Genomic DNA, 23,573 nt, shown 5'->3' with positions numbered 1-23,573 from the left:
GCCCCGTCACCATGGCATCCATCAAATTCGGCACACGTGAGGGCCGTGGCATCAAGGGCGACCAGCGCAGGGGCATCGCGCTCCATGTCACCCTGATCTTCGGCCTGCTGCTCTCGGTCTTCCCGTTCTACTGGGCCGTGATCATGTCGACGCACTCGTCGACCGAGATCTTCTCCTACCCGCCGAAGCTGCTGCCGGGCACGCACTTCCTGGAGAACGTCCGCAACCTCTTCGACAACATCGACTTCTTCGGGTCGATGTTCAACTCCCTGCTCGTCGCCGTCTCGGTGACGTTCCTCGTCCTGTTCTTCGACTCGCTGGCCGCCTTCGTCTTCGCCAAGTTCCGGTTCCCCGGCCGCCGGATGCTGTTCGTGCTGATGATGGCGATCTTCATGGTCCCCGCGCAGCTCCAGGCCATCCCGCAGTTCGTGATCATGGCGAAGCTGGGCTGGATCGGCTCGATGACCGCGCTGATCGTCCCGGCCGCGGCCAACGCGTTCGGCATCTTCTGGATGCGCCAGTACATGAAGAGCGCGATCCACGACGAACTGCTCGACGCCTCGAAGATCGACGGAGCGAGCTTCCTGCGCCAGTACTGGCACGTGGCGCTCCCCGTGGTCCGCCCCGGTCTGGCCTTCCTCGGCATCTTCACCTTCATGGGCCAGTGGAACGACTACGCCTGGCCGCTGATCGCCCTCACCAACCCGGACAACGTGACCCTCCAGGTCGCACTGTCCCAGCTCAACGGCGTCCACGGCACGACCGACTACGGGATGGTCATGACCGGCGCCCTGCTCGCCCTGATCCCGCTGCTGATCGTCTTCGCGATCGGCGCCAAGCAGATCATCGGCGACCTCGGCAAGGGGGCCATCCGCTGATGCGACGCGATCACCTGATCGCCCTGCGCCCCTGGGAGGCACCGGAGGTGACCTCCTGGGGGCGGCTGCGGATGAACGCGGTCGACCGGCGGGCCGGCGCGCTGTCCCTCGACGGCTCCTGGCACTTCCAGCTGCTCTCCTCGCCCGTCGGCTGCTCGGGCGAGTGGACGCGGATCGAGGTGCCGGGCGCCTGGACGATGCAGAGCGCCGACGACCTGCCGCAGTACACCAACGTGCAGATGCCGTGGGGCGAGTTCCCGCCCGCCTCGCCCGCCGCGAACCCGACGGGCATATACGAGCGTTCCGTGGACATCCCCGCCGAGTGGGCCGGCCGCCGGATCGTGCTCCAGGTGGGCGCCGCCGAGAGCGTGCTGCTCGTCCATGTGAACGGCCATCCGGTCGGCGTCTCCAAGGACTCGCATCTGGCGGCCGAGTTCGACCTGTCCGACGTCGTACGCCCCGGAGATCCCGCCACCGTGCGGTTCACCGTCGTCAAGTGGTCCGACGCCTCGCACATCGAGGACCAGGACCAGTGGTGGCACGCGGGCATCACCCGCTCGGTGCTGCTGTACGCCACCGACCCGCTGCATCTGGCGGACGTGACCGTACGGGCGCGGCGGGACGGGTCGCTGCGGGTCGACTGCCAGGTGCGGGACGAGGCGGGTCCGCTGCCGGACGGCTGGTACGTCACCGGGGCGCTGGACGGCCAACTCCTCGTCCAGGACACCGAGTTCGACCGTCTCAACGCCGAGGACGAGCGGGTCTCGGACTTCCTCGGCGAGGCCCGGCTGCGGACGACCGTACGGGACGTGCGCCCGTGGACCGCCGAGACACCCGAGCTGTACTCACTGACCGTGCGGCTGCACCGCGCCGACGGCTCGGTCGCCGACACCTCGCACCACCGCGTCGGTTTCCGGGACGTCGAGATCCGCGGCCGGGACCTGCTCCTCAACGGTGAGCGCGTCTACATCCGGGGCGTGAACCGGCACGACTTCCACCCCCTCACCGGGCGCACGGTCACGCCGGACGACATGCGCGCGGACCTGGTCGTCCTCAAGCGCTTCGGCTTCAACGCGATCCGCACCTCTCACTACCCGAACGACCCCGCGCTGTACGACCTCGCCGACGAGCTGGGCTTCTACGTCGTGGACGAGGCGAACATCGAGTCGCACGACCACGCCCACGAGATCGCCGACGACCCCCGCTACCTGGGCGCCTTCGTGGACCGGGTCTCACGCATGGTCCTGCGTGACAAGAACCACCCGTCGATCATCATCTGGTCGCTCGGCAACGAGTCCGACTACGGCGCGAACCACGACGCGGCGGCGGGCTGGGTACGCCGCCACGACCCGACCCGCCCGATCCAGTACGAGGGCGCGGCCAAGCTCGACTGGGCCGACCTCTCGCTCGCGTCCGACATCGCCTGCCCGATGTACGCGCCGATCGAGGACTGTGTCGCGCACGCCCTGTCCGGGACGCAGACCAAGCCGCTCATCCAGTGCGAGTACTCGCACGCGATGGGCAACAGCAACGGCACGCTGGCCGACACCTGGGCCGCCATCGAGTCAACCCCGGGACTTCAGGGCGGTTTCATCTGGGAGTTCTGGGACCACGGCATTCTCCAGCGTGTGAACGACGCAAGACCGGCCGGACGCGAAGGCGTGGGGCGGTATGACAACGGTGTCGCCGGGCCCGGCCTCCGCTGGGCGTACGGCGGCGACTTCGGCGAGACGATCCACGACGGGGCGTTCATCGCCGACGGTGTGGTGTTCCCGGACCGCACTCCGAAGCCCGTGATGTACGAGCACCGTGAGATCGCGGCCCCGGTGCGGCTGACGTATGACCAGGACGTTCTCCTCGTCCACAACAAGCAGCACTTTCGCGGCCTGGAGTGGCTGGCCGCCGAGTGGCACCTGGTGCGCGCGGACGGCGGTACCCAGACGGTGCCGGCCGAGCTGCCGGACGTACTCCCCGGTGAGTCGGCGGCGGTGCCGCTGCCGTTCCCCCTTCCCGAGGCTCCTGGGTCTTCCGAGCTTTCCGGGAGCGAGGCCTGGCTGACGCTGCGGGTCACCACGGCGGACGACGAGGCGTGGGCGCCGCGCGGCACGGAGGTGTGTCTGCCGCAGGTCCTGCTGCGGGCGGCGGCCGCCGAAGTGTCTCCTGAACCTGCCTCCGGTCCCGCTGTCACGGTGGACGGGGACGCGCTGCTGGTCCATCCGCTGCTCACGTCCGCGCCGGTGCTCTCGCTGTGGCGGGCGCCCACCGACAACGACGACATCGGCGGTATGGCGGCCCGCTGGCGCGACTGGGGGCTCGACGCGCTCGTACGCAAGGTCGTGGACGTACGGCAGGACGGCACCCGGACCATCGTGCTCGCCGAGTACGCGACCGGGGCCGGGCCCGTCCGCCACGAGCAGGTGTTCACGCCGGTCGCGGGCGGCCTCCGGGTCGAGGAGTCGGCCGAGCTGCCGGACGGGCTCGACGACGTGGCGAGGGTCGGCACGGTCTTCGAGACGGTCGCCGGGCTCGACGTCCTGGAGTGGTACGGGCAGGGGCCCTGGGAGTCCTACCCGGACCGGAGCGCGGGCGCGCCCGTCGGGCACCACTCGCTCGCCGTGGACGAGCTGTTCACTCCCTATCTACGGCCGCAGGAGAGCGGCGGCCGGCACGGTGTGCGCCGGTTCACGCTGTCGGCGCCGGATGCCACGGGGCTGACCGTGGAGCTCGGGGCGCCGGGCCAGGTTTCCGTCAACCGGTACCGGGCCGAGGACCTGGCCGCCGTCGCGCACCATGACGAGCTGGTGCCGCGGGCCGGCTGTGTCGTGCACATCGACACCGCGCACCGGGGTCTTGGCACGGCGTCGTGCGGGCCCGACACCTCGGCGCGGTACCTCGTCGCGCCGGGCACCCACCACTGGGCGTGGACGCTGCGCGTGCTCTGACCCGGTTACCCGACCCCTTCGACGGCCGCCCCCTCATCACGCCGCCCCCCCCATCACGCCCTTTCGCGCATCCCACTTCACGGAGCAGACGTGTGCACTTCGCATGAGCACGACCCGGCGGCCGAGGCCGAACAGGCCGGCGCCGGCAGACGGAACTTCCTGCGGGCGACCGCGCTGATCGGTGCGGCCACGGCGGCGGTCGCACTGCCGACCGTCACGGCGCAGGCATCACCACAGGCGTCGCCCGCCTCTAAGGCCCGCTGGAAACCCGACTCCAAGAGCCGCCGCTTCACGTTCGTCGTGATGCCCGACACGCAGTACCTCTTCGACGGGCCGAGCATCAACCCCGCCCCGATCGAGGCGTCGCTGCGCTACATCCTGGAGCAGGGCAAGGACGAGAACATCGTCTTCCTCTCGCACCTGGGCGACCTCACCGAGAACGGCGCGCAGGCCGAGATGTCCGCGGCGAGCAAGGCGTTCGAGCTGCTCGACCGGCGGGGCGTGGGGTACAGCGTGCTCGCGGGCAACCACGACGTCCGGTCGTCCACCACCGACCAGCGGGGTTCGACCCCGTACCTGGAGGCCTTCGGCCCGCAGCGGTTCAAGGACAAGTCCACCTTCGGCGGCGCCTCGCCCGACGGCTACAACACCTTCCACCTCTTCAAGGCGGGCGGCCGGGAGTGGCTCGTGCTCGCCCTGGACTGGCGGCTGTCGGACAAGGGCTACGCGTGGGCCGAGGACGTCATCGCGGCGCACCCGAAGACCCCCGTCATCCTCACCACCCATGAACTGCTCTACGAGGACGACGTCCTGTCCGCGTACGGACAGCAGCTCTGGGACCGGCTGGTCAAGAAGCACGACCAGATCTTCCTCACGATCAACGGGCACAACTGGCCGGCGGGACGCGCCGTCCGCAAGAACGCGGCCGGGAACGACGTCCATCTGCACCTGACGAACTATCAGAACCGTTACTACGGCGGCGCTGCGATGATCCGCCTGTACCGGTTCGACCTCGACCGCGACACCATCGACGTCGAGACGATCTCCCCGTGGATCCTGGGCCGGGCGGGCGACGGCCTCAACGAGCTGGAGCGGCAGGAGATCGAACTGTCCGGCCCCGACGACCGGTTCTCGGTGGCCGTCGACTTCGAGAAGCGCTTCTCGGGCTTCGCTCCGGTGCCTGCGCGGCCTTCCCGGCCCGCCTCCAAGATGCTGGTGCGGGGCACCGTCGCGTACTGGCGTTTCGACGGGCACGAAGAGGGCGCGGCCATGGACGGCATGGTCCGCGACCTGTCGGGGCGCGGCAACGACCTGACCGTGGTCAAGGTCGGCGACAGCTCCCTGACCTGGTCGTCGGGGCACCACCCCGACCAGCCGGGGCACGGCAGCCTGTTCTTCCACGGCGACAAGTCACCGCTGCGGGGCTCCTATCTGCGGACGGTCGAGAAGGCGCCGCTCAACTCGGCGACGTTCAGCCGTGGTTACACCATCGAGGCCTTCTACCAGCTGCCCGCCGACTGGGACCCGTCCCGCAACGCCTGGGCGGGGCTGGTCAGCCGCACCGGTACGGGCGGGGCCGCGGGCAAGACGGCGGACGACCCGGACGAGCCGCTCGCCACGCTGTCGCTGTCGGAGGGGCCAGGCCCGCAGTGGGCGGTACGGCCGCTCAACCAGGAGGGCATCGCCACCAACTGGGGCGACGAGACGCGGACGGAGGTGTGGTGGCACGTCGCCGTCGTCAACGACGGCTCGCACACCACGCTGTACGTCCAGGGCTGTCCCGTCGCCCGCAATCCCACCGCGCGCTCGGTGGGACTCACCTCGGTCGGGCTGCCGTGGCTGCTCGGCGGCTACGAGTACGGCGGAAAGATCGACCAGATCCTGCACGGGCGGCTCGGGGATGTACGCATCGTCGAACGCGCCCTGCCTGTCACCTCCTTCATGAACCACTGACACCGCTGCCATCCCAGATACCGCCGGCAGCACGACAAGAAACGTGAAAGAGACCATGCCAGAGCAGCAACTGCCCGACTGGGCCGATCCGTTCGTGCCTCCCACCGCGCTCGATCCGCAGGGCGTCTCCAGACGCCAACTCATGCGCCGCGCGGGCCTGTTCGGCGCCGCATTCGCCGTCGGCCCGCTCGCCGCGCCCGCGGCCGCGAGCGGCAGGCACCTCGGCGGCAACGACCCGCGGCTCGCCTACCTCGTCGGCGACCACCACGTCCACTCCGTCTACAGCCACGACGCCAAGTACACGTTCGACCAGATCGCCCAGGGCGCCGCCGACTACGGCCTCGACTGGATGGTCTTCAACGAGCACTCCAACTTCGGACACGCCCAGTACGGGGCGAAGATGGAGCACGAGGAGATCCTCAAGGCACGCGCCGCGAACCCGCGCCAGCTGATCTTCCAGGGCCTGGAGTGGTACATCCCGGGTGCCGAGCACTGCACGATCTTCGCGGCGCCGGGTCCGCACGAGGTGGACCTGCTCACCCGGTTCGAGCTGGCCTACGACGGCAAGCTGCTCAACTACACGGCGGGCGGCCCGAACCACCCGGACACCCCCCGCAACGAGGCACACGCCGTCAAGGCCATCAAGTGGCTCGCCGAGCAGCGCCGTACCGGGTACGTCGACGACGTGCTGGTCTTCGCCAACCACCCGTCCCGCCTGGGTATCGACTCCCCGCACGAGATGCGGGGCTGGCGTGACGCGGCCCCCGAGATCATGGTCGGCATGGAGGGCGCGCCCGGTGCGCAGGGCGGCGGCATCCCCGGCTGGCGCGGTCCGACGTCGATCCGCGGCGAGTACGAGAACAAGCCCTCGGAGAACTCCTGGCCCGGTTACCCCGCGGACGGGTATCTCACCTACGGCGGTTTCGACTGGATGACGGCCACCGTCGGCGGCATGTGGGACGCCATGCTCGCCGAGGGGAAGCTCTTCACGATCACCACCAACTCCGATGTGCACCGGGTGGTGTTCGACACCTGGAAGAACGGCGACTGGCTGCCCGGCCAGACCTTCGACAACACCGGCCGGCTGCCCGACCCGGTGAACACCACCGAACCGCAGCCGGGCGGCGACTTCTGGCCCGGCCAGTTCAGCCGCACCCACGTGGGCGTGACCCGCTACGGCTACCGCTCGGTGATGGCAGGCCTGCGCGCCGGCCGGGTCTGGCTCGACCACGGGCATCTGCTCGACGGTCTCGACGTACGGCTGAAGCGGTCCCGGGACTTCGGCCCGGGTGTGACGCTGGGCGGCCGCCTGCGCGTGCGCCCCGGGGACAAGCTCACTCTGAACGTGACCGTGACCACGGCCTCGCGCCCCAACCCGCACGACATCCTGCCCGAGCTCGCCCACGTCGACGTGATCCGCGGCGCGGTACGCGGACCGGCCGCCGACCGGGACGACTGGCGTGCGCCCGACACCAAGGTCGTGCACACGGCGGACGTGTCCGGCCGCAAGGGCACGTACACCCTGCGCATTCCGCTGGTCGCCGGCGAGGAGTCCTTCTACGTGCGACTGCGCGGCAGCGACGGCAACCGGCACGGCGCCGGATATCTGGGCGCCTCGATCGACCCCCACGGGCCGATCGCGCACGAGCCCGGGAACGGTGACCCGTGGATCGACACCTGGTTCTACTCGAACCCCGTTTTCGTGGAGGTGGCGGGAAGCCACTGAGAAGCCGGGAGGCCGGTGCGGGCGAGGCCGGTGAGGGAGGTACGGGAGCGGCACGTGAGCCCGTACCTCCTGGTCACAAGCTGATCGGCCTGGCGTACCGTGGGCCGGGTGACCACGGTGACCACTGACGAGGCGCTGCGACCCCAGTCCCTCATGCTGTCGTTCCTGGGCGACCAGGTGCTGGGCCGTGACGTCTGCGTGTACTCCGGGAGCGTCATCGACGTCTTCGGGCGCGCGGGCGTCGGCGAACACGCGACCCGCTCGACGCTGACCCGCATGGTGGGCCGCGGCCTGCTGCGGCGGCAGCGCGAGGGGCGGCGCATGTACTTCGGACTGACCGACCGCTCGGAGGCCGTGCTGCGGGACGGCGAGCAGCGGATCTGGGAGGCAGGGGCGGTCAACCGCCACTGGGACGGCACCTGGACGCTGCTCGGCTTCTCACTGCCCGAGTCCTGGCAGCGCCAACGGCACGATCTACGCGCGCAGTTGACGTGGACGGGCTTCGGCCCGCTGTTCGGCGGACTGTGGATCGCGCCCGGCGAGGTCGACGTGTCCACGCTCGTCGCCGAGCTCGGCCTGTCCGCCCATGTGAAGGTCTTCCGTGCCCACGCGGACGCGGGCATGGACATCGGCGCGATGATCGAGGACACCTGGGAACTGGGTGAACTGGCCGCACGCTACGAGGCGTTCGTGCGCGGCTGGCAGCACTGGGAGACGACGTCACCCGAGCCCGACGAGGCCCTCGCACTGCGCTTGCGCCTGTCGACCCAGTGGCTCCAGGTAATCCGCCAGGACCCCCGCCTACCGGTCAAGCACCTACCCGACAACTGGCCCGCCGAACAGGCCGAGAAGACGTTCAGAACGGTCTACGACCGCCTGACCCCACTGGCACGGGAGTCAGCAGAACGCCTCCTCGACCTGGTCCCGGTACGGGCCCCGTAAGGGGCGCGGGGCTGTGACATTTGCGGCTCCGCCGCGGGGCGCGACCAGCCACACCGAACCCGCAGCCAAAATCGGCGCCACCCAGCGGGGCGCTTACGCGTAGAAGCGGGACAGGCTCTGCAAAACAGCCGCCGGCTTGGGCGCGCCCTCCACCTCGATCGTGCCGTCGACCGTGACCTGCACGCCGCCCTTCACGTCCTCCACCTCCGCCAGCTTCGCAACAAGCCGGATGCGGGAGCCAACCTTCACAGGCGAGGGGAAACGCACCTTGTTCAGCCCGTAGTTGACCTTGGTCGTGACACCCTGCACGTCCAGCAGCTCGGTGAACAGCGGAATGAAGAGGGACAGGGTCAGATACCCGTGGGCGATGGGCGCCCCGAACGGCCCCTCCTTGGCCCTCGCTTCGTCGACATGGATCCACTGGTGATCCCCCGTGGCATCGGCGAACGTGTTGATCCGCTCCTGCGTGACGTCGATCCACTCGCTGGTGCCGAGGTCGCTGCCGGCGAGCTTCTTGAGGTCGTCGATGCCGTTGACGGTGATGCTCATGTGGCGTTCCTTAGATGGGAGTTGAGGCTAAGAGTCGGAGCTCGGAGCCGGGGCTAAGAGCTGGTGCCGTACCGCGTGCGGACCCGGGCCTTGAGGAGCTTGCCGGAGGCCGTACGCGGCAGCTCGTCCGCGACCACCACCGACTTCGGGATCTTGTACTTGGCGAGGCGTCCGGCCAGCGACGCGAGGACCTCGTCGGGGTCGAGACCGGCGCCCTCGCGGGGCACGACGACCGCGCGCGGCACCTCGCCCCACTTGTCGTCGGCGACACCGATGACCGCGCACTCGACGATGTCGGGGTGGGCGAGAAGCTGGTCCTCGATCTCGGCGGGGTAGATGTTCTCGCCGCCCGAGATGATCATGTCCTTCATGCGGTCGACGATGAAGACATAGCCGTCCTCATCGATCCGGGCGGCGTCCCCGCTGCGGAACCAGCCGTCGCTGAACACGGCGGCGGTCTCGTCGGGCAGCCCCCAGTACCCCGGCATGACGTGCGGCCCGCGCACGACCACTTCGCCCGTCTCGCCGACCTCGACCGGCGTGAAGTCGGGCCGTACGACGCGTACGTCGCTGAAGAAGTGCGGCACTCCCGCCGATCCCGCCTTGTCGACCGCGCGTTCGGCGTCCAGGAAGAGCGTGCCGGGTGAGGCCTCGGTCATGCCGTATCCCTGGAGGAAGGTGAGCCCGCGTTCCTGGTAGGCGGCGATGAGCGGCGTCGGCACGGGCGAGCCGCCGCAGGTGAGGATGCGCAGCGAGGACAGGTCGGCGGCGGCCCAGCGGGGATGGCGGGCCACCTGGTCGAACATCGTCGGCACCCCGAACATGAAGGTGATCCGGTGCCGTTCGATCAGGTCGAAGGTGGCCGCCGGGTCGAAGGCCTCGACCAGGACACACGTACCGCCCTTGAGCAGCACCGGCAGGGTGAGCATGTTCAGCCCGGCCGTGTGGAACAACGGGGCTGAGACCAGGGCGCGTTCGTCGGCGATCAGGTCGTGGTCGACGAGGACGTTGACCGCGTTCCAGGTCAGATTGCCGTGTGTGAGCATCGCGCCCTTGGGACGGCCCGTGGTCCCCGAGGTGTACATGATGATGCAGGTGTCGTCGGCGGTGACCGGCTGGTCGATCGGCTCGGCGGACGCCCCGGCCACCAACCCCTCGTAGTCGGCGCCCACTTCGATGTACGTACGCACATCGCTGTTGCCCGGCAGTCCCGCGACGAGCCCCGCGAACGACGGCGCGTACACGAGGGCCTTCGCGCCCGAGTCCGCCAACTGGTAGGCGATCTCGGGGCCGACCAGGCGGGTGTTGAGCGGCACGAAGACCGCGCCGAGCGTGCCCGCCGCGAACAGCGTCTCCAGATAGGAGGGGTGGTTCGGGCCGAGGTAGCCGATCCGGTCGCCGCGCCGGACACCGGCCGCGCGCAGGGCGTGCGCGAGGCGGGTGGTGCGCTCGTGCAGTCCGGCGTACGTGACCGTGGTGTCGCCGTGGATCAGCGCGGTGCGCTGCGGGGTCTTGCGGGCCCGGCGTGCGGGCCACGACCCCAGTCCCTCATTGCGCATGTCCGTGCCCCTGTCCTTCGTCGCACATGGGGTGCCCCTTATGGCTTCGTGAGTCCGAGCAGGCGGGCCGCGTTCTCCTTGAGGATCTTCGGCCTGACCTCGTCCTTGATGGGGAGCTTCGCGAAGTCGGCCAGCCAGCGGTCCGGGGTGAGGACCGGGTAGTCGGAGCCGAACAGCACCTTGTCCTTGAGCAGCGTGTTCGCGTACTGCACGAGCTGCGGCGGGAAGTACTTCGGGGACCAGCCGGAGAGGTCGATGTGCACGCCCGGCTTGTGCGTGGCCACGGCGAGGGCCTCGTCCTGCCAGGGGAAGGACGGGTGCGCCAGGATGATCTTCATGTGCGGGAAGTCGGCGGCAACGTCGTCCACGTGCAGGGGGTTGCTGTACTTCAGCCGGATTCCGCCGCCGCCCGGGACGCCCACGCCGATGCCGGTCTGGCCGGTGTGGAAGAGCGCGATGGTGCCGGTCTCCTCGATCACCTCGTACAGCTCGTACGCGACCGAGCGGTCGTTGGGGAAGAAGCCCTGGATGTTGGGGTGGAACTTGAAGCCCTTCACCCCGTACTCCTCGACCAGGCGGCGGGCCTGCTTGACGCCGGCCCTGCCGCGGAAGGGGTCGATGGAGGCGAAGGGGATCAGCACGTCCGGGTTGGCGGCGGCCGCCTCGGCGACCTCCTCGTTCGGGACGGGCTCGGTGCCGGTGGCGGACTCGGCGTCGACCGTGAAGATCACGGCGGCCATCTTCCGCTCGCGGTAGTACGCGGCCGTCTCCTCCAGGGTCGGCTTCCGCTTGCCCTCGACCTTGAAGTAGGCGCTGGAGGCGTCGTGCAGGTCGTCGTCCAGCGAGGACGTGCCCTTGGAGGAGATCTCGGCGTGGGTGTGGACGTCGATCGCGACGAGTTCCTCGACGTTGAGGTTCGTCATGGTCTACGCCTCCGGGAACTTCGGGGCGGGGACGCCGACGGTCTGCGGCTCGGCGCCCAGCGAGGTCGGCCAGGCTTCGGCGAGGGCGTCGGGGGTCCAGCCACCGTCAGCGTACGCCGCCTTGATCTCCTGGGGGTGGGACCACAGGGTCACCTTGTCGCCGCCGATGCCGATGGCCTGGCCGGTCACCCCGCGGGCGGCCTCGGAGGCGAGGAACGGGACGAGGGCGGCGCAGTCCTCGGGGCTGCCGAAGCCCTCGCCCTTGCGGAGGAAGTCGGGCAGCGGCTCGCCCTGCTTCATGGCCTCGATGTAGGGGGCGAAGGCCGGGATGGTCTCGGTCATCGCAGTGGCCGCCACCGGCACGATCGCGTTCACGGTGATGCCGGCGCGGCCGAGCTCCATCGACCAGGTACGGGCGAAGGCGGCGATGCCGGCCTTCGCCGCGGAGTAGTTCGTCTGGCCGAAGTTGCCGCGCTGGCCGGCCGGGGAACCGACCAGGATCAGCGTGCCGCCCTCGCCCTGCTCGCGCATGCGCACGGCGGCGGCGCGGGCGCAGGTGAAGGTGCCCTTGAGGTGGGTGGTGATCACCGCGTCGAAGTCGTCGTCGGACATCTTCCACAGCACCTTGTCGCGCAGGATGCCCGCGTTGGTGACCAGGATGTCGAGGCGGCCGAACTCCGCCACCGCACGGTTGACCAGCCGGTCGGCGGCCTCGCTGGTACCGACCGGGACCACCTCGGCCACGGCGGCGCCGCCCGCCTGGGTGATCGCCTTGACGGCCTGCTCGGCGACGGCCTCGTCCACGTCGTTGACGACCACGGAGGCGCCGGCGGCGGCGAGAGCGTGCGCATAGGCCAGGCCGAGGCCACGGCCCGAGCCGGTGACGACGGCGACCTTGCCGGTGAGATCGATGCTGGGCACGAGGGGGGTCCCTTCAACGCTGGGATGGCGCGGCTCCGAGAGCCGAGCTGCGACTACGAGATAGAAGCTAAGGACAATAATTGTTGACGTCAATAGTTGTTGCTGCCCGGTCCGTGCGTCATGCTGTGCTCAGTACGTACGCACCGCCCCGCCCGGGGCCCGGCCCAGGGAGCCCGTCATCGCAGGCCAGCAGCACGCCACGGAGAACGCCGTGGGCCCTGTCCCCATCGACGACCAGGAGCCGTGGATGCGCGGACTGCACGCGGACACCGGCTATCTGCTGTACCGGCTGGGCCTGCGCTCCGGGCAGCTGTTCAACACGTTCCTCCAGGAGTCGGGGCTGCGGCTGCGCCACTACGCGCTCCTGCGGTTCCTGGCCACCTCCGAGGGCGCCCTCCAGCGCGAGCTGAGCTCACAGCTGGGATACGACCCGAGCGCGATCGTCGGCCTGGTCGACGACCTGGAGAAGCTGGGTTTCGCCGAGCGCCGCCCCTCCCCCGACGACCGCCGCAGCCGCATCGTGGTCCTCACCAAGGACGGCCGGGTCTTCCTGCGCGACACCGACGAGGCCGGCCTGCGGGTGACAAATGATCTGCTCCAGCCCCTCGACCCCGCCGAGCGGGACGTACTGCACGGGCTCCTGCAACGGGTCGCCGAAGCCGAACTGAGCTGAGTTGAGTTGAGTTGAATCGAGTGGAGTGGAATGGAACTGACGCCATGCCCATGACCGCAGACGCCGTTCCGCCCCAGTCCGCGCGCTCGGCGCCCGACCGGCTCCTCGCCGTGCTCGCCGCCTTCGACCACGACCACCCGGCGCTCTCCCTCACGGACATCAGCCGCCGGGCCGGCCTCACCCTCACCACCGCACACCGGCTCGTGGGCGCGCTCAGCGACTGGGGCGCCCTGGAGCGCGACGCGTCCGGCGTCTACCACGTGGGCCTGCGGCTGTGGGAGATCGCGGCACTCTCCCCCCGGGGCCTGGCCCTCCGCCAGATCGCGCTGCCGTACCTGGAGGACCTGTACGAAGCCACGCACGAGAACGTGCAGTTGGCGGTCCGCGACGGCTCCGAGGTCGTCTACATCGAGTGGATCTCCGGGCGTTCGGCGGTCGGCGTCCACATCCGGATAGGCGCCCGCTGGCCCCTGCACGCCACCGGGGTGGGCCTCGCGCTGCTCGCGCACTGCGAGTCCGGCGTCCAGGAGGCGTACTGCGCCGAGCCGCTCGCCTCCTTCACCCCGCACACCATCACGGACCCGGCCGCCCTGCGCCGCGTACTCGCCGAAGTCCGGCGCTCCGGCGTGGCGGTGAGCAGCCGTCAGGTCACCGACGACGCCCTGTCGGTGGCCGCGCCGGTGCGCGGGGCGGGCGGCTCGGTGGTCGCTGCCGTCTCGGTCGTGGTGCCCGAACGCGACGCCCAGACACCGGCGTTGATCCCGGCGGTGCGGCTCGCGGCGCGCGGCATCTCACGGGCACTGGGCTGGCAGCCGGAGCCGTCCTGAGGTCACCGCGCCCTCCGGTTCCCCCTCCCTCACCCCTCCCCACCGAGCCGGACACGCGGGTACTCGACTCCTCGCGGCGAAAGTGGGACCTTTCGGGACATGAAATGTCGCGCCGGTGCCGGTGTCCGGGAAATCCGCGGAAAACTGCTGTTGGCCAGCGCGACCATGCTGTTCGTCGAATTGGCCCTGATCCGCTGGACGGGCGCCAACATCGTCCATCTGAGTTACTTCTCGAACTTCATTCTCCTCGGCTCGTTCCTCGGTATCGGTCTCGGGTTCCTCATTCCCGCCGACCGAGGGCAATGGCTGAAACGCTGGGCGCCCGTCCCGCTGACCGTCCTCGTCGTCCTGGTACGGGAATTCCCGGTCCAGGTGCAGCAGACCAGCGGTGAGGTCATCTACTTCACCGCCGTGAAAACCACGGGACTGCCGGAGTGGGTCACCCTGCCGGTCCTGTTCCTGCTGGCCGCTGTCGTCATGACGGCCATCGGCAAGATCACCGCGGACCTGTTCCGGCAGCTGCCGTCCCTGGAGGCGTACCAGTACGACCTCCTCGGCGCCCTCACCGGGTCCGTGGCGTTCGCCCTGCTGTCCTGGCTGAGCGCCCCCTCGGTCGCCTGGGGAGTCATCGCCGGACTGGCCATGCTCGTGCTCGGCGGACGACACAACAGCGTGCGCTACGCCGTACCGCTCACCGCGATGGTGGCGGTCCTGGCCTTCGAATCGGCGGCGCCGGGCATCTCCTGGTCGCCGTACTACAAGATCGAGGTCAAGCGGCCGCCGGCCGGCAGCAGCAACCGCGACTACAAGATCTCCGCCAACGGCGTCCCGCACCAGAGCATCGCGCCGCTCAGTGTCCTGATGAAGGCGGGCTCGCCGTACGAACAGCCGTACCGCGAGACACCCGGCAACCCCTACCGCAGGGTCCTCGTCATCGGCGCCGGCAACGGCAACGACGTGGCCGTCGCGCTGGCCCACGGGGCCAAGCGGGTGGACGCCGTCGAAATCGACCCGAAGCTGCGGGAGATCGGCGCGCGGCTGCATCCCGAAAAGCCGTACGACGACCCCAGGGTGCACACCCATATCGACGACGGCCGCGCATTCCTCGAACGGACCGATGCGCGCTACGACCTGATCGTCCTCGCGCTGCCGGACTCACTGACGCTCGTGTCCGGCGCGAGCAATCTCCGTCTGGAGAGCTATCTGTTCACCCGGGAGGCATTCCGGGCGGCGCACGAACACCTGGCCCCGCACGGTGCGTTCACGATGTACAACTACTACCGCAAAGACTGGCTGATCGACCGGTTCGCCGGTGATCTCACCACCGTGTTCGGACACGCCCCCTGCATGACCGAATACGGCGGCAGAAAAGCCGTCTTCGTGGCCGGCCGGACCACAGCCGACCAGACCTGCGCGAAGACCTGGCACGCCAGCGGCCCCGTCCCGGAACCCGCGACCGACGACCACCCCTTCCCCTACCTTCTGCAGCGCACCATCCCCAGCCTCTACCTGGGCGCACTCGGGGCCATCCTGCTGGTCACCGTCCTGTCGGTGCGCCTCGCCGGAGTCCGCGTCCGGCGCACCGTCCGCTACGCCGACATGTTCCTGCTCGGCGCCGCGTTCATGCTTCTGGAGACCAAGAGCGTCATCGGCTTCGCCCTCTACTTCGGCACCACCTGGCTGGTCAACGCGTTCGTCTTCATCGGCGTACTGCTGGCCGTACTGGCCGGCGTCGAAGTGCGCCGCCGGACGGGGCGGCTCAACCAGCCCGTCATGACGCTCGTCCTGCTCGCCACCCTGGCCGTCGCCTGGCTGGTCCCCGCCGAGTCCGTCCTGTCGCTGCCCTTCGCCGGACGGCTCGCCGCGGCGATCGCCCTCGCCTTCGCACCGATCTTCTGCGCCAACCTGATCTTCTCCGACCGACTGGCCTCCGCCCCCGACCCCACGGCCGCTTTCGGCGCCAACCTGCTCGGCGCCCTCACGGGCGGCACCCTGGAGTATCTCGCCCTGCTGACCGGCTACCAGACGCTGCTGCTGATCGTCGCCGCCCTGTACCTCGGCGCCTACACGGCGATGCGCCTCACCGGCAACGGCCCTGACCCGTCCGCCCGGCCCGAACCCCGGCCACTGGAGTCCGGGGCGCGGCCCTAGCCAGTGGCTTGTCATGCAGCTCGCCGCGCGTGGGCGGTCATGACGTAGGGTCGATGGATCGGAGTAAAAACGTGCTCTGGGGCCGGGCAGATAGCCGGACCAGGAGTACGCGCACACGCGGTATCGGACGATCCGCCACTTCTTCCGCGGAAGGAGTGCGTCATGAGGGCAGCACAGTTCAGCCGGTTCGGCGGCCCGGAGGTTCTTGAGATCGTTGACCTCCCCGATCCCCATCCCGGTACCGGAGAGATACGGATCAAGGTCCGTGCCGCGGGGATCAACGCCGGCGACTGGAAAAATCGTCAGGGCCTGATGGACCAGGAACTGCCACAGACCCTGGGCTACGAGGCTGCGGGCATCGTTGACGAGATCGGCGGCGATGTCTCGGGTGTCACGATCGGCGACCGGGTCTTCGGAGCCTCACCATACGGAGCCGCCCAAGCGGAGTTGGCCGTGCTGTCCTATTGGGCCCCGATCCCGGACTCGCTCGACTGTGCGAGGTCTGCGGCGATCCCCGCGGCAGCCGAGACCGCGGCGCGCTCGCTCGACCAGCTCGGCGTCACAGCGGGCAGCACCGTGCTCATCAACGGGGCGTCCGGCAGCGTCGGGAGTGCCGCAGTCCAACTCGCCATGGAGCGCGGCGCGCGCGTCATCGGCACGGGCAGTCCGGGCACGCACGATGCCCTCCGCTCGCTTGGGGCCGAGCCGGTGGCATACGGCGACGGGATGCCGGAACGCGTCCGGGCAATCATGCCGTCGGGTGTCGATTTCGCGCTGGACGTCGCCGGCAGCGGCGTCCTTCCCGAACTCCTGGAACTCGTGGGCGCGCCCGAGCACGTGATCACGGTCGCAGACTTCCGCGGCGCGCAGCGGACGGGCATCCGCTTCAGCCGCGGCGACACCGGCCGCGCCACCTACGTGCTTGCCCAGGTCGCCCGAATGGCCGAAGCCGGACGATTCTCCGTCCAGGTCGGCCAGACCTTCCCCCTGACAGAGGTGGCCCACGCACACCGCGTCGGCGAAGCCGGGACGGTGCGCGGCAAACTCGTGCTACTCGTGGACTGACCGGTCTTCAAAGGTGCATCGGCTCGCCCCGACAGGTGTCGAGCGCTGTCTTCGGGCTACCGGTCGGACATGGGTGAGACTCTCGTCGGTACCTGTTCGTGGACGGACCCGAAACTCATGTCCAGCGGCTGGTACCCGCCAGGACGGCGGAACGCGGCAGGAAGGCTTCGGTACTACGCCGAACGCTTCCCCGTGGTGGAGGTCGACGCCACCTACTACGGCCTGCCCAACGAGCGCAACAGTCTCCTGTGGGCCGAACGGACGCCGGACGGCTTCCAGTTCGACGTCAAAGCCTTCTCACTCTTCACCGGTCACCCCACACGGGCCGCCGCCCTGCCTCCCGATCTCCGGGACGCCCACGGCCGGAACAGCGCCGACCCCGAGGTGCTGGACGAGCTGTGGCGGCGGTACGCCACCGCGCTCGAACCACTGCGGCGGGCGGGACGGCTGGGCACCGTACTGTTCCAGTTTCCCCCGTCGTTCAAGCCCGGTGACCGGGCCGGGGCAGTCCTGCGAGAGTGGGCCCGGCGGGCGGCCGGATGGCCGGTCGCGGTGGAGTTCCGGCATCCCGGATGGTGGCAGGCGGACCGGCGGCAGGCCTCCTCGGACCTGCTCGGGCGACTGGGTATGAGCGCTGTCGCCGTGGACATGGCGCAGTCCGCGGCCGGCGCCATCCCTCCGGTCGGTGTGGTCACCACGCCGCGACTGGCGGTGGTCCGCTTCCACGGGCGCAGTGAGTCGTGGGGGTCCGGCAGCAAGGAGGACCGCTTTCGGCACACGTACACCAGCGAGGAGTTGGCGGCCTGGCTGCCGCGGCTGCGCTCGATGGCCGAGCGGGCCGACGAACTCCACGTCCTGTTCAACAACTGCTGCGCCGACGCCGCCGTACGCGCCGCGGAGACGATGCGCCGGCTGGTCGGACCCGTTTGAGGAAACGGGTCCGACCGCCTCGCGCACCGCCCGAGACCGGTGTCAGCCGGCCCTGTTACCGAAACGGCGGAGCAGCACGAAGCCGGAGATCAACAGGACCGCTCCGGCCGCGGCCGGCCACAACTGGGTCCCGGTGTCGGCCAGGCCTCCGGTGCTCGCCTGCGGCTGGCTCCCCGAACCGGTCGTCGGTTCAGGGCCGGGCACCGCACTGGCGTAGTCACCGCTGTCACCGTAGTCACCGTTGTCGGTGCCGTCGGTGCTGTCACCGACCGAGCCGCCCGCCGACGGGGACGTCTCGATCTTGGGCTCCGGTGCCGGAGCCGCGTTGTCGCCGCCACCGTCGGGGCCGCCCGCCGGTTCGGTGACCTGCGTGCTGGTGGAGGGCTCCGGCGACTCCTGGCCACCGGTGTCCGCGGGCTCTTCGCCCTTGCCACCGTTGTCCGCGGGCTCGTCGTCCTGGCCGTTCCCACCGGACGGAGCGTCAGGGGACGCGGTCGGGGTGGGAGTCGGCTTCGGCGTGTTCCCCGGTTCCGGTTCCTCGCCACCGGGAGCCGCGGCGTCGCACTGCCGGCCGTCGTTGATGCAGTCCACCATCTCCCGCATGAGCTCTTCGTCGAAGACGTTGATGAAGTCGCCGTGGTCGGTGACCGGCTTGTGCACCTGCTCGGGGAAGGAGTCGACCGCGAACAGCGGGGTTGTCCGGCCGCCGTCCTCCAGGCTGGGCGCGTCCACGTCGTAGACGATGCGCTGCACCAGCTGCGGAATGGCCTTGAAGCCGCTCGCGCAGCTGCCGTCCGCGGCGGCGAACGCCACGTGCGTGCGGTGGTTGGCGCTGTCGATGTTCTTGCCGTCCCAGCAGCTCTGGAACTTGAAGGTGCGCACCACGTCACTGCCCGACGGGCAGAGCGGGTACTTGTCCTTCAGCTGCACCTTGTTCTCGAACCCCGTGCAGCTCCAGGAGGCATTGGCGTTGGCCGTGCCGTTGACGAACGCCTTGGCGTCCCCGGTGATGATGCGCAGCAGCTTCGGCATGGCCGTGACCTCGCTGCGCGGGTTGCCCACGAACGCCATCGTGACCTGCCTGGGCGTGACGATCTCACCGACGTTGCCCTCGATGCCGCCGCCGGGAGAGGCTGCGTCCTGCTCCTCGGTCCCGTTCTGCAGGCGCAGTACGGGCCAGAAGTACGAGGACTTGTCACCCTCGTTCTCGCAGGTCGTGTCGGCGTTCGCCAGGTCCTCGTCGCTCGCGAAGGCGTCGTTGGACTGGTTGCCGACGTAGTCGTGGAAGTGATGGGCACCATTGGTGACACCGGGGGCCACGATCACGTTGTCGGAGTTGAACAGGCCGTTCGCGTTCACCCCGCAGCTGGTGGTGAAGGTGCCGCGGGAGGCGTCGCCCTTCTTGTTCGGGCTCTGCACGTTGGGCCGGACGGTGGTGATGTCCACGAAGTCCGCGGCCACCGGCCCGTTGCCGGCCTGACCACCGTTGCCGCCCTGCTGGCCGCCCTGGTTCTGGTCCTGACCGTCACCTTGGTTCTGGTTCTGACCTTCCTGGCCGTCGCCGCCCTGGCCGGCGTCCTGCCCGTCCCCCTGGCCGCCCTGCTCGGTCTGGTTGCCGGAGGCGCGCAACGTACAGGGCGCGAAGGCGTCGAGACCCTGTGGGGCGTCGCCCACGCGGTCGATGGCGATCACGATCCGGTCGATGGTCGCGGCCCGCTTCTCCTTCAGCGGATTCATGATCGAACTGTCTGCGAAGCCGCTGTCCTGCCGGACGGCCTGCGCCGAGCTCTGCAGTCGCTGGTAGGCCTCGGTGATCTGCTTGTCCAGGAGGGCGAGTTCCCTGTCGACCTCGGTCTTCACCTGGTCCGGCACCGCCGTCAGCTGACCGCCGACGTCCGGGCAGTCGATCGTGGCGGCGCCCGAAGCCAGCACCTGGTCGTTGCGGTTCGCACCCGACTCCGCGGTCGAGTCGTCCTCGGAGGCCGTGGCGTAGACGTTCGCCGCCATCAGTCCACCTCCGCCCAGCATCAGCGCGACCGCTGCGAAGGTCGCGCGTCGTCCGCCTGTCGGGCGTCTTCGCGTGTTGCGTCCCAAGGGAGTTCTCCTACGCTTCATTGCGGCTCGGCATGGCATTCCCCCCTCCCCATACGCGGCAGAGCCCAGGTGTGTTCAAGCGCCTCACAGATTCATAGGAATCCCTCACACACAAGATCGCCCCGAGGGGCACCTGCGTGAAAGCGCGGCATGCCGACCCGGAGCGCATCGACATCATTACCGTTGATAACAAATCCTCGTTTCCGGTGTTTCGTTATCATCGATAGCCTGTTTTCATTGACGTTGATACACCGCCGGGCGGTGCGGACCGTCCATGCACCCTCCCGTCAACTGCCAAGGAGACAGCGCCACATGCCGGAGAACGGGCAAGTCCCAGCGGGCGGGCACAGCCGCCGCAGCGTGCTCAGAGTCGGTGGTGTCACCACTGCGGTGCTGGTCACGATGGACGGGGTGGCGGCGGCCGCGGTCCGCCCCGCCGCCACGGACGGCGTGGCGTCGTCGGCATCGGCGGCCCCGGTATCGACGGCCGAGGTGACGCTCCGCATCAACGGCCGGGAGCATCCGCTCACCATCGAGGCCCGGGTCACCCTCCTCGACGCGCTGCGCGAGCGTCTCGGCCTGACCGGCACCAATCCGGGACCTGCCCATCACTCCGGACAAGCCGATCCGAAGGGCGGGCACACGTTGAACGCCATTAGAGTCGATATCGAAGATCTGTTAGCGTTGGAAACATGGACGCGAAGAACAGCCGGGACCGGATCATCGAGGCGGCCGCCGCCCTGCTCACCGAGGGCGGCCGGGACGCCGTGTCGACCCGTGCGGTCAGCGCGGCGGCCGGCATGCAGGCGCCGGCGATCTACCGCATCTTCGGGGACAAGCAAGGCCTGCTCGACGCCGTCGCGAGCTACGGTTTCGCGACCTACCTGCGCAGCAAGACCGCCAACCGGCCGACAGACGACCCGGTGGCGGACCTGCGCCGCGGATGGGATCTCCACATCGGCTTCGGCCTCGCCAACCCCGCGTTCTACACGCTGATCTACGGCGACCAGCGTCCGGGCGTCGAACCCCCGGCCGCACGCGAGGCATTCGTCATCCTGGCCGGCACGGTCCGCCGCATCGCCGAGGCGGGGCGCCTGCGGATGAGCGAGGACCGCGCCGCCTTCCTCATCCACTCCACCGGCCGCGGCGTGACCCTCACCCTGATCGCACAGCCCGAGAACGAACGCGACGCGTCCCTGTCGGCCATCGCCCGGGAGTCGGTCATCGCCGCCGTCACCACCGACCCTGCGCAACACGTACTCCCGAACGGCGGCCCGGTCGCCCACGCGATCGCACTGCGCGCCGCCCTCCCGCAGACCAGTGCCCTGACGGACGCCGAGGGCACCCTGCTCACCGAGTGGCTAGACCGCATCGCCACCACCGACTGAGCTGTCCCCTCAGCGCCGCGCGGGAATCGCCGCGGCGCCGAACCGCCCGCCGGCGGCCGGCGGCCGGCGGCCGGCGGTCAAGCGCAGGTCATGCCCGAAAGGAGCCGGGCCGGAGAAGGCCGTCACAGGCCAGGCCCCGAAGCAGGCTGGTCTTTCCGCACGCCCTGCGCTTCCGCTGCCCGGCGGTCTCGTTGCGGCTCCGGCGTCCGGGGCCGACCTCGCCACGACCGGCCCGGGTCCGCAGGATCGGCCACCACCGGGAGAGGACACGGCGGACCCGCCCAACGGACGCAACGGCTGAGCCCGTCCCGGCCGGACCGGCAGGCAGGCAAGGCAGGCAGGCAGGCAGGCAGGGCAGAGAACAGGCGGGGAGCGCTCTCCGCACTCCCCACCCCTCCCCTCCTTCACGGCCTGAACTCCCCGCCCCCATAAGGACTTTCTCGGCTTTACCTCTTGACGACCGGAGTGCCGAAGAGCACATTGGCCCGCGCAGCTGCGATGAGAGCGCTCTCAAAAACACCCGCGCACCCCCACTCCGTACCCGAAGAGGCACCCATGAGTGAAACTTCCGGCACACCGGTGAGACCACCCGCAAGGCCACCGTCAAGGCGCAGCCCACTCCGGCGCGTACTCATCGCCCTCGTCAGCGTCCTGAGCCTGGCGGCGGCCGGAGCCTCGGCCGCCCGGGCCGACGCGCCCACCCCGCCGGCCGGCTGGACCCAGGTGTTCGTCGACGACTTCAACGGCGCCGCGGGCACCGGCGTCAACACCTCGAACTGGCAGTACGCGACCGGTACCGGCTATCCCGGCGGGCCCGCCAACTGGGGCACCGGCGAGATCGAGACGATGACCTCCAGCACCAACAACGTGGCGCTCGACGGCTCCGGGAACCTCCGGATCACCCCGCGGCGCGACGCCTCAGGCAACTGGACCTCGGGCCGCATCGAGACCAACCGCACCGATTTCCAGCCGCCCGCCGGGGGCAAGCTGCGTGTGCAGTCCCGGATCCAGATGCCGAACGTGACGGGCGCCGCCGCGCGGGGCTACTGGCCCGCGTTCTGGATGCTGGGCGCGCCCTACCGCGGCAACTACCAGAACTGGCCGAGCGTCGGTGAGCTGGACATCCTGGAGAACGTCCAGGGCGTCAACACCGTGTGGGCCACCATGCACTGCGGCACCAACCCGGGCGGCCCCTGCAACGAGACGACCGGTCTCGGCGGCTCCACCGCCTGCCCGGGCACGACCTGCCAGGCCGGCTTCCACACGTACGGCATGGAGTGGGACCGGTCGACGAGCCCCGAGGAGATCCGCTTCTACGTCGACGGCACCAACTACCACACCGTCCGGGCGAACCAGGTCGACGCGACGACGTGGGCGAACGCCACGAACCACGGCTTCTTCATCATCCTGAACGTGGCGATGGGCGGCGCCTTCGTGGACGCCTTCGGCGGCGGCCCGGACGGCGCCACGGTGCCGGGACACCCGCTCGTCGTCGACTACGTCCAGGTGCTCCAGGCCGGTGGCGGCGGCACCACGCCTCCCCCGACCGGCAACCGTGACGCGTACACCGCCGTCCAGGCCGAGTCGTTCGACGGCCAGAGCGGTACGAGCACCGAGTCCACCACCGACTCCGGCGGCGGCCGGAACATCGGCTCGCTCGCCAACGGCGACTGGGCCCTCTACAGGGGCGTCAACTTCGGCTCCACGGCGGCCAGGCAGTTCTACGGGCGGGTCGCGAGCGGCGCCGCGACCGGCGTGGGCGGCCTGGTCGAGGTCCGCCTGGACAGCCGTACGAGCGCCCCGATCGGCAGCTTCTCGGTCGCCAACACCGGTGGCTGGCAGAGCTGGAGAACCATCCCGGCGAACATCAGCAACGTCACCGGGACCCACGACGTCTATCTGACCTTCACCAGCGGCCAGCCCGCGGACTTCGTGAACGTGAACTGGTTCAACTTCGGGCGCTGAGAAGGAAGCCGCCTTGGAGGGGCGGGGCGTCTCCTCGTCGAGGACCATGTGGTCGCCTTCGACGCAGTGCGAGGACACGCAGCGGCC

17 protein-coding genes are annotated in these 23,573 nt (G+C 69.8%); 12 read left to right on the top strand and 5 right to left on the bottom strand.

The annotated features are described in order from the left end of the window. The first annotated feature begins 11 nt into the window (after positions 1 to 11). From AB0I18_RS29425 to AB0I18_RS29405, 5 genes are all read left to right on the top strand, one after another. On the top strand, positions 12 to 878 hold the full coding sequence (locus AB0I18_RS29425; protein WP_363108630.1) for a carbohydrate ABC transporter permease: 867 nt from the start codon (positions 12 to 14) through the stop codon (positions 876 to 878). Further along, complete coding sequence (locus AB0I18_RS29420; protein WP_363108629.1) at positions 878 to 3,820, top strand: glycoside hydrolase family 2 TIM barrel-domain containing protein; 2,943 nt, start codon at positions 878 to 880, stop codon at positions 3,818 to 3,820. Before AB0I18_RS29425 ends, AB0I18_RS29420 begins: the two co-directional genes overlap by 1 nt. A gap of 90 nt (positions 3,821 to 3,910) precedes the next feature. Continuing rightward, positions 3,911 to 5,773: a LamG-like jellyroll fold domain-containing protein gene (locus tag AB0I18_RS29415; protein WP_363108628.1), complete on the top strand. Its 1,863-nt coding sequence runs from the start codon at positions 3,911 to 3,913 to the stop codon at positions 5,771 to 5,773. Positions 5,774 to 5,828: 55 nt separating this feature from the next. Continuing rightward, a complete protein-coding gene (locus AB0I18_RS29410; protein ID WP_363108627.1) occupies positions 5,829 to 7,499 on the top strand; it encodes a PHP domain-containing protein in 1,671 nt (556 codons plus the stop codon). Between the two features lie 117 nt (positions 7,500 to 7,616). Continuing rightward, positions 7,617 to 8,441: a PaaX family transcriptional regulator C-terminal domain-containing protein gene (locus tag AB0I18_RS29405; RefSeq protein ID WP_363108668.1), complete on the top strand. Its 825-nt coding sequence runs from the start codon at positions 7,617 to 7,619 to the stop codon at positions 8,439 to 8,441. Positions 8,442 to 8,534: 93 nt separating this feature from the next. On the opposite strand, the gene AB0I18_RS29400 is transcribed toward AB0I18_RS29405, so the two are convergent. From AB0I18_RS29400 to AB0I18_RS29385, 4 genes are read right to left on the bottom strand one after another with little or no spacing between them, the layout of a single operon-like run. Continuing rightward, entirely contained in the window at positions 8,535 to 8,990 is a 456-nt protein-coding gene (locus tag AB0I18_RS29400) for a MaoC family dehydratase (protein ID WP_363108626.1), read from the bottom strand. Between the two features lie 53 nt (positions 8,991 to 9,043). Beyond that, entirely contained in the window at positions 9,044 to 10,549 is a 1,506-nt protein-coding gene (locus AB0I18_RS29395) for a long-chain fatty acid--CoA ligase (protein ID WP_363108625.1), read from the bottom strand. 38 nt (positions 10,550 to 10,587) lie between these two features. Further along, positions 10,588 to 11,472 carry an amidohydrolase family protein gene (locus tag AB0I18_RS29390; protein ID WP_363108624.1) on the bottom strand — a complete coding sequence of 295 codons (885 nt, stop codon included), beginning with the start codon at positions 11,470 to 11,472 and terminating at the stop codon, positions 10,588 to 10,590. Positions 11,473 to 11,475: 3 nt separating this feature from the next. Then, positions 11,476 to 12,393, bottom strand: coding sequence for an SDR family oxidoreductase (locus AB0I18_RS29385; protein WP_363108623.1), 918 nt, complete (start codon positions 12,391 to 12,393; stop codon positions 11,476 to 11,478). A gap of 211 nt (positions 12,394 to 12,604) precedes the next feature. On the opposite strand from AB0I18_RS29385, the gene AB0I18_RS29380 reads away from it, so the two are divergent. The 5 genes from AB0I18_RS29380 (at position 12,605) to AB0I18_RS29360 (ending at position 18,039) form a co-directional block, all read left to right on the top strand. Then, entirely contained in the window at positions 12,605 to 13,066 is a 462-nt protein-coding gene (locus tag AB0I18_RS29380; protein ID WP_363108622.1) for a MarR family transcriptional regulator, read from the top strand. A 50-nt stretch (positions 13,067 to 13,116) separates the two neighbouring features. After that, a complete protein-coding gene (locus AB0I18_RS29375) occupies positions 13,117 to 13,893 on the top strand; it encodes an IclR family transcriptional regulator (protein ID WP_363108667.1) in 777 nt (258 codons plus the stop codon). A gap of 99 nt (positions 13,894 to 13,992) precedes the next feature. After that, positions 13,993 to 16,044, top strand: coding sequence for a spermidine synthase (locus AB0I18_RS29370; protein WP_363108621.1), 2,052 nt, complete (start codon positions 13,993 to 13,995; stop codon positions 16,042 to 16,044). Positions 16,045 to 16,206: 162 nt separating this feature from the next. Beyond that, a complete protein-coding gene (locus AB0I18_RS29365) occupies positions 16,207 to 17,109 on the top strand; it encodes an NADP-dependent oxidoreductase (RefSeq protein ID WP_363108620.1) in 903 nt (300 codons plus the stop codon). Positions 17,110 to 17,178: 69 nt separating this feature from the next. Then, the gene (locus AB0I18_RS29360) at positions 17,179 to 18,039 is read left to right on the top strand and encodes a DUF72 domain-containing protein (protein WP_363108619.1); all 861 of its coding nucleotides are present in this window, start codon (positions 17,179 to 17,181) and stop codon (positions 18,037 to 18,039) included. Positions 18,040 to 18,081: 42 nt separating this feature from the next. Here the strand turns inward: AB0I18_RS29360 and AB0I18_RS29355 are convergent, their stop codons facing one another. Next, complete coding sequence (locus AB0I18_RS29355) at positions 18,082 to 20,046, bottom strand: DUF1996 domain-containing protein (RefSeq protein ID WP_363108618.1); 1,965 nt, start codon at positions 20,044 to 20,046, stop codon at positions 18,082 to 18,084. Between the two features lie 779 nt (positions 20,047 to 20,825). Between AB0I18_RS29355 and AB0I18_RS29350 the strand changes: the two genes are divergently transcribed. Together AB0I18_RS29350 and AB0I18_RS29345 are read left to right on the top strand one after the other, a co-directional pair. Continuing rightward, entirely contained in the window at positions 20,826 to 21,521 is a 696-nt protein-coding gene (locus tag AB0I18_RS29350) for a helix-turn-helix domain-containing protein (RefSeq protein ID WP_363108617.1), read from the top strand. Between the two features lie 555 nt (positions 21,522 to 22,076). Beyond that, entirely contained in the window at positions 22,077 to 23,486 is a 1,410-nt protein-coding gene (locus tag AB0I18_RS29345) for a glycoside hydrolase family 16 protein (protein WP_363108616.1), read from the top strand. Positions 23,487 to 23,573 lie beyond the last annotated feature (87 nt).

It is taken from the genome of Streptomyces sp. NPDC050704 (genome assembly GCF_040654355.1).
Lineage (GTDB): Bacteria > Actinomycetota > Actinomycetes > Streptomycetales > Streptomycetaceae > Streptomyces.
Note: the sequence above shows the minus strand (reverse complement) of the source record. Positions and strands in the feature narration are given on the sequence as shown.

What these genes read in the sequence shown, in the direction of transcription:
- AB0I18_RS29365 (WP_363108620.1), top strand. Translation starts at nt 16,207, where the DNA reads ATGAGGGCAGCACAGTTCAGCCGGTTCGGCGGCCCGGAGGTTCTTGAG.
- AB0I18_RS29375 (WP_363108667.1), top strand. Translation starts at nt 13,117, where the DNA reads ATGACCGCAGACGCCGTTCCGCCCCAGTCCGCGCGCTCGGCGCCCGAC.
- AB0I18_RS29350 (WP_363108617.1), top strand. Translation starts at nt 20,826, where the DNA reads ATGGACGCGAAGAACAGCCGGGACCGGATCATCGAGGCGGCCGCCGCC.
- AB0I18_RS29395 (WP_363108625.1), bottom strand. Translation starts at nt 10,549, where the DNA reads ATGCGCAATGAGGGACTGGGGTCGTGGCCCGCACGCCGGGCCCGCAAG.
- AB0I18_RS29390 (WP_363108624.1), bottom strand. Translation starts at nt 11,472, where the DNA reads ATGACGAACCTCAACGTCGAGGAACTCGTCGCGATCGACGTCCACACC.
- AB0I18_RS29410 (WP_363108627.1), top strand. Translation starts at nt 5,829, where the DNA reads ATGCCAGAGCAGCAACTGCCCGACTGGGCCGATCCGTTCGTGCCTCCC.
- AB0I18_RS29355 (WP_363108618.1), bottom strand. Translation starts at nt 20,046, where the DNA reads ATGGCGGCGAACGTCTACGCCACGGCCTCCGAGGACGACTCGACCGCG.
- AB0I18_RS29345 (WP_363108616.1), top strand. Translation starts at nt 22,077, where the DNA reads ATGAGTGAAACTTCCGGCACACCGGTGAGACCACCCGCAAGGCCACCG.
- AB0I18_RS29370 (WP_363108621.1), top strand. Translation starts at nt 13,993, where the DNA reads ATGAAATGTCGCGCCGGTGCCGGTGTCCGGGAAATCCGCGGAAAACTG.
- AB0I18_RS29400 (WP_363108626.1), bottom strand. Translation starts at nt 8,990, where the DNA reads ATGAGCATCACCGTCAACGGCATCGACGACCTCAAGAAGCTCGCCGGC.
- AB0I18_RS29420 (WP_363108629.1), top strand. Translation starts at nt 878, where the DNA reads ATGCGACGCGATCACCTGATCGCCCTGCGCCCCTGGGAGGCACCGGAG.
- AB0I18_RS29425 (WP_363108630.1), top strand. Translation starts at nt 12, where the DNA reads ATGGCATCCATCAAATTCGGCACACGTGAGGGCCGTGGCATCAAGGGC.
- AB0I18_RS29360 (WP_363108619.1), top strand. Translation starts at nt 17,179, where the DNA reads ATGGGTGAGACTCTCGTCGGTACCTGTTCGTGGACGGACCCGAAACTC.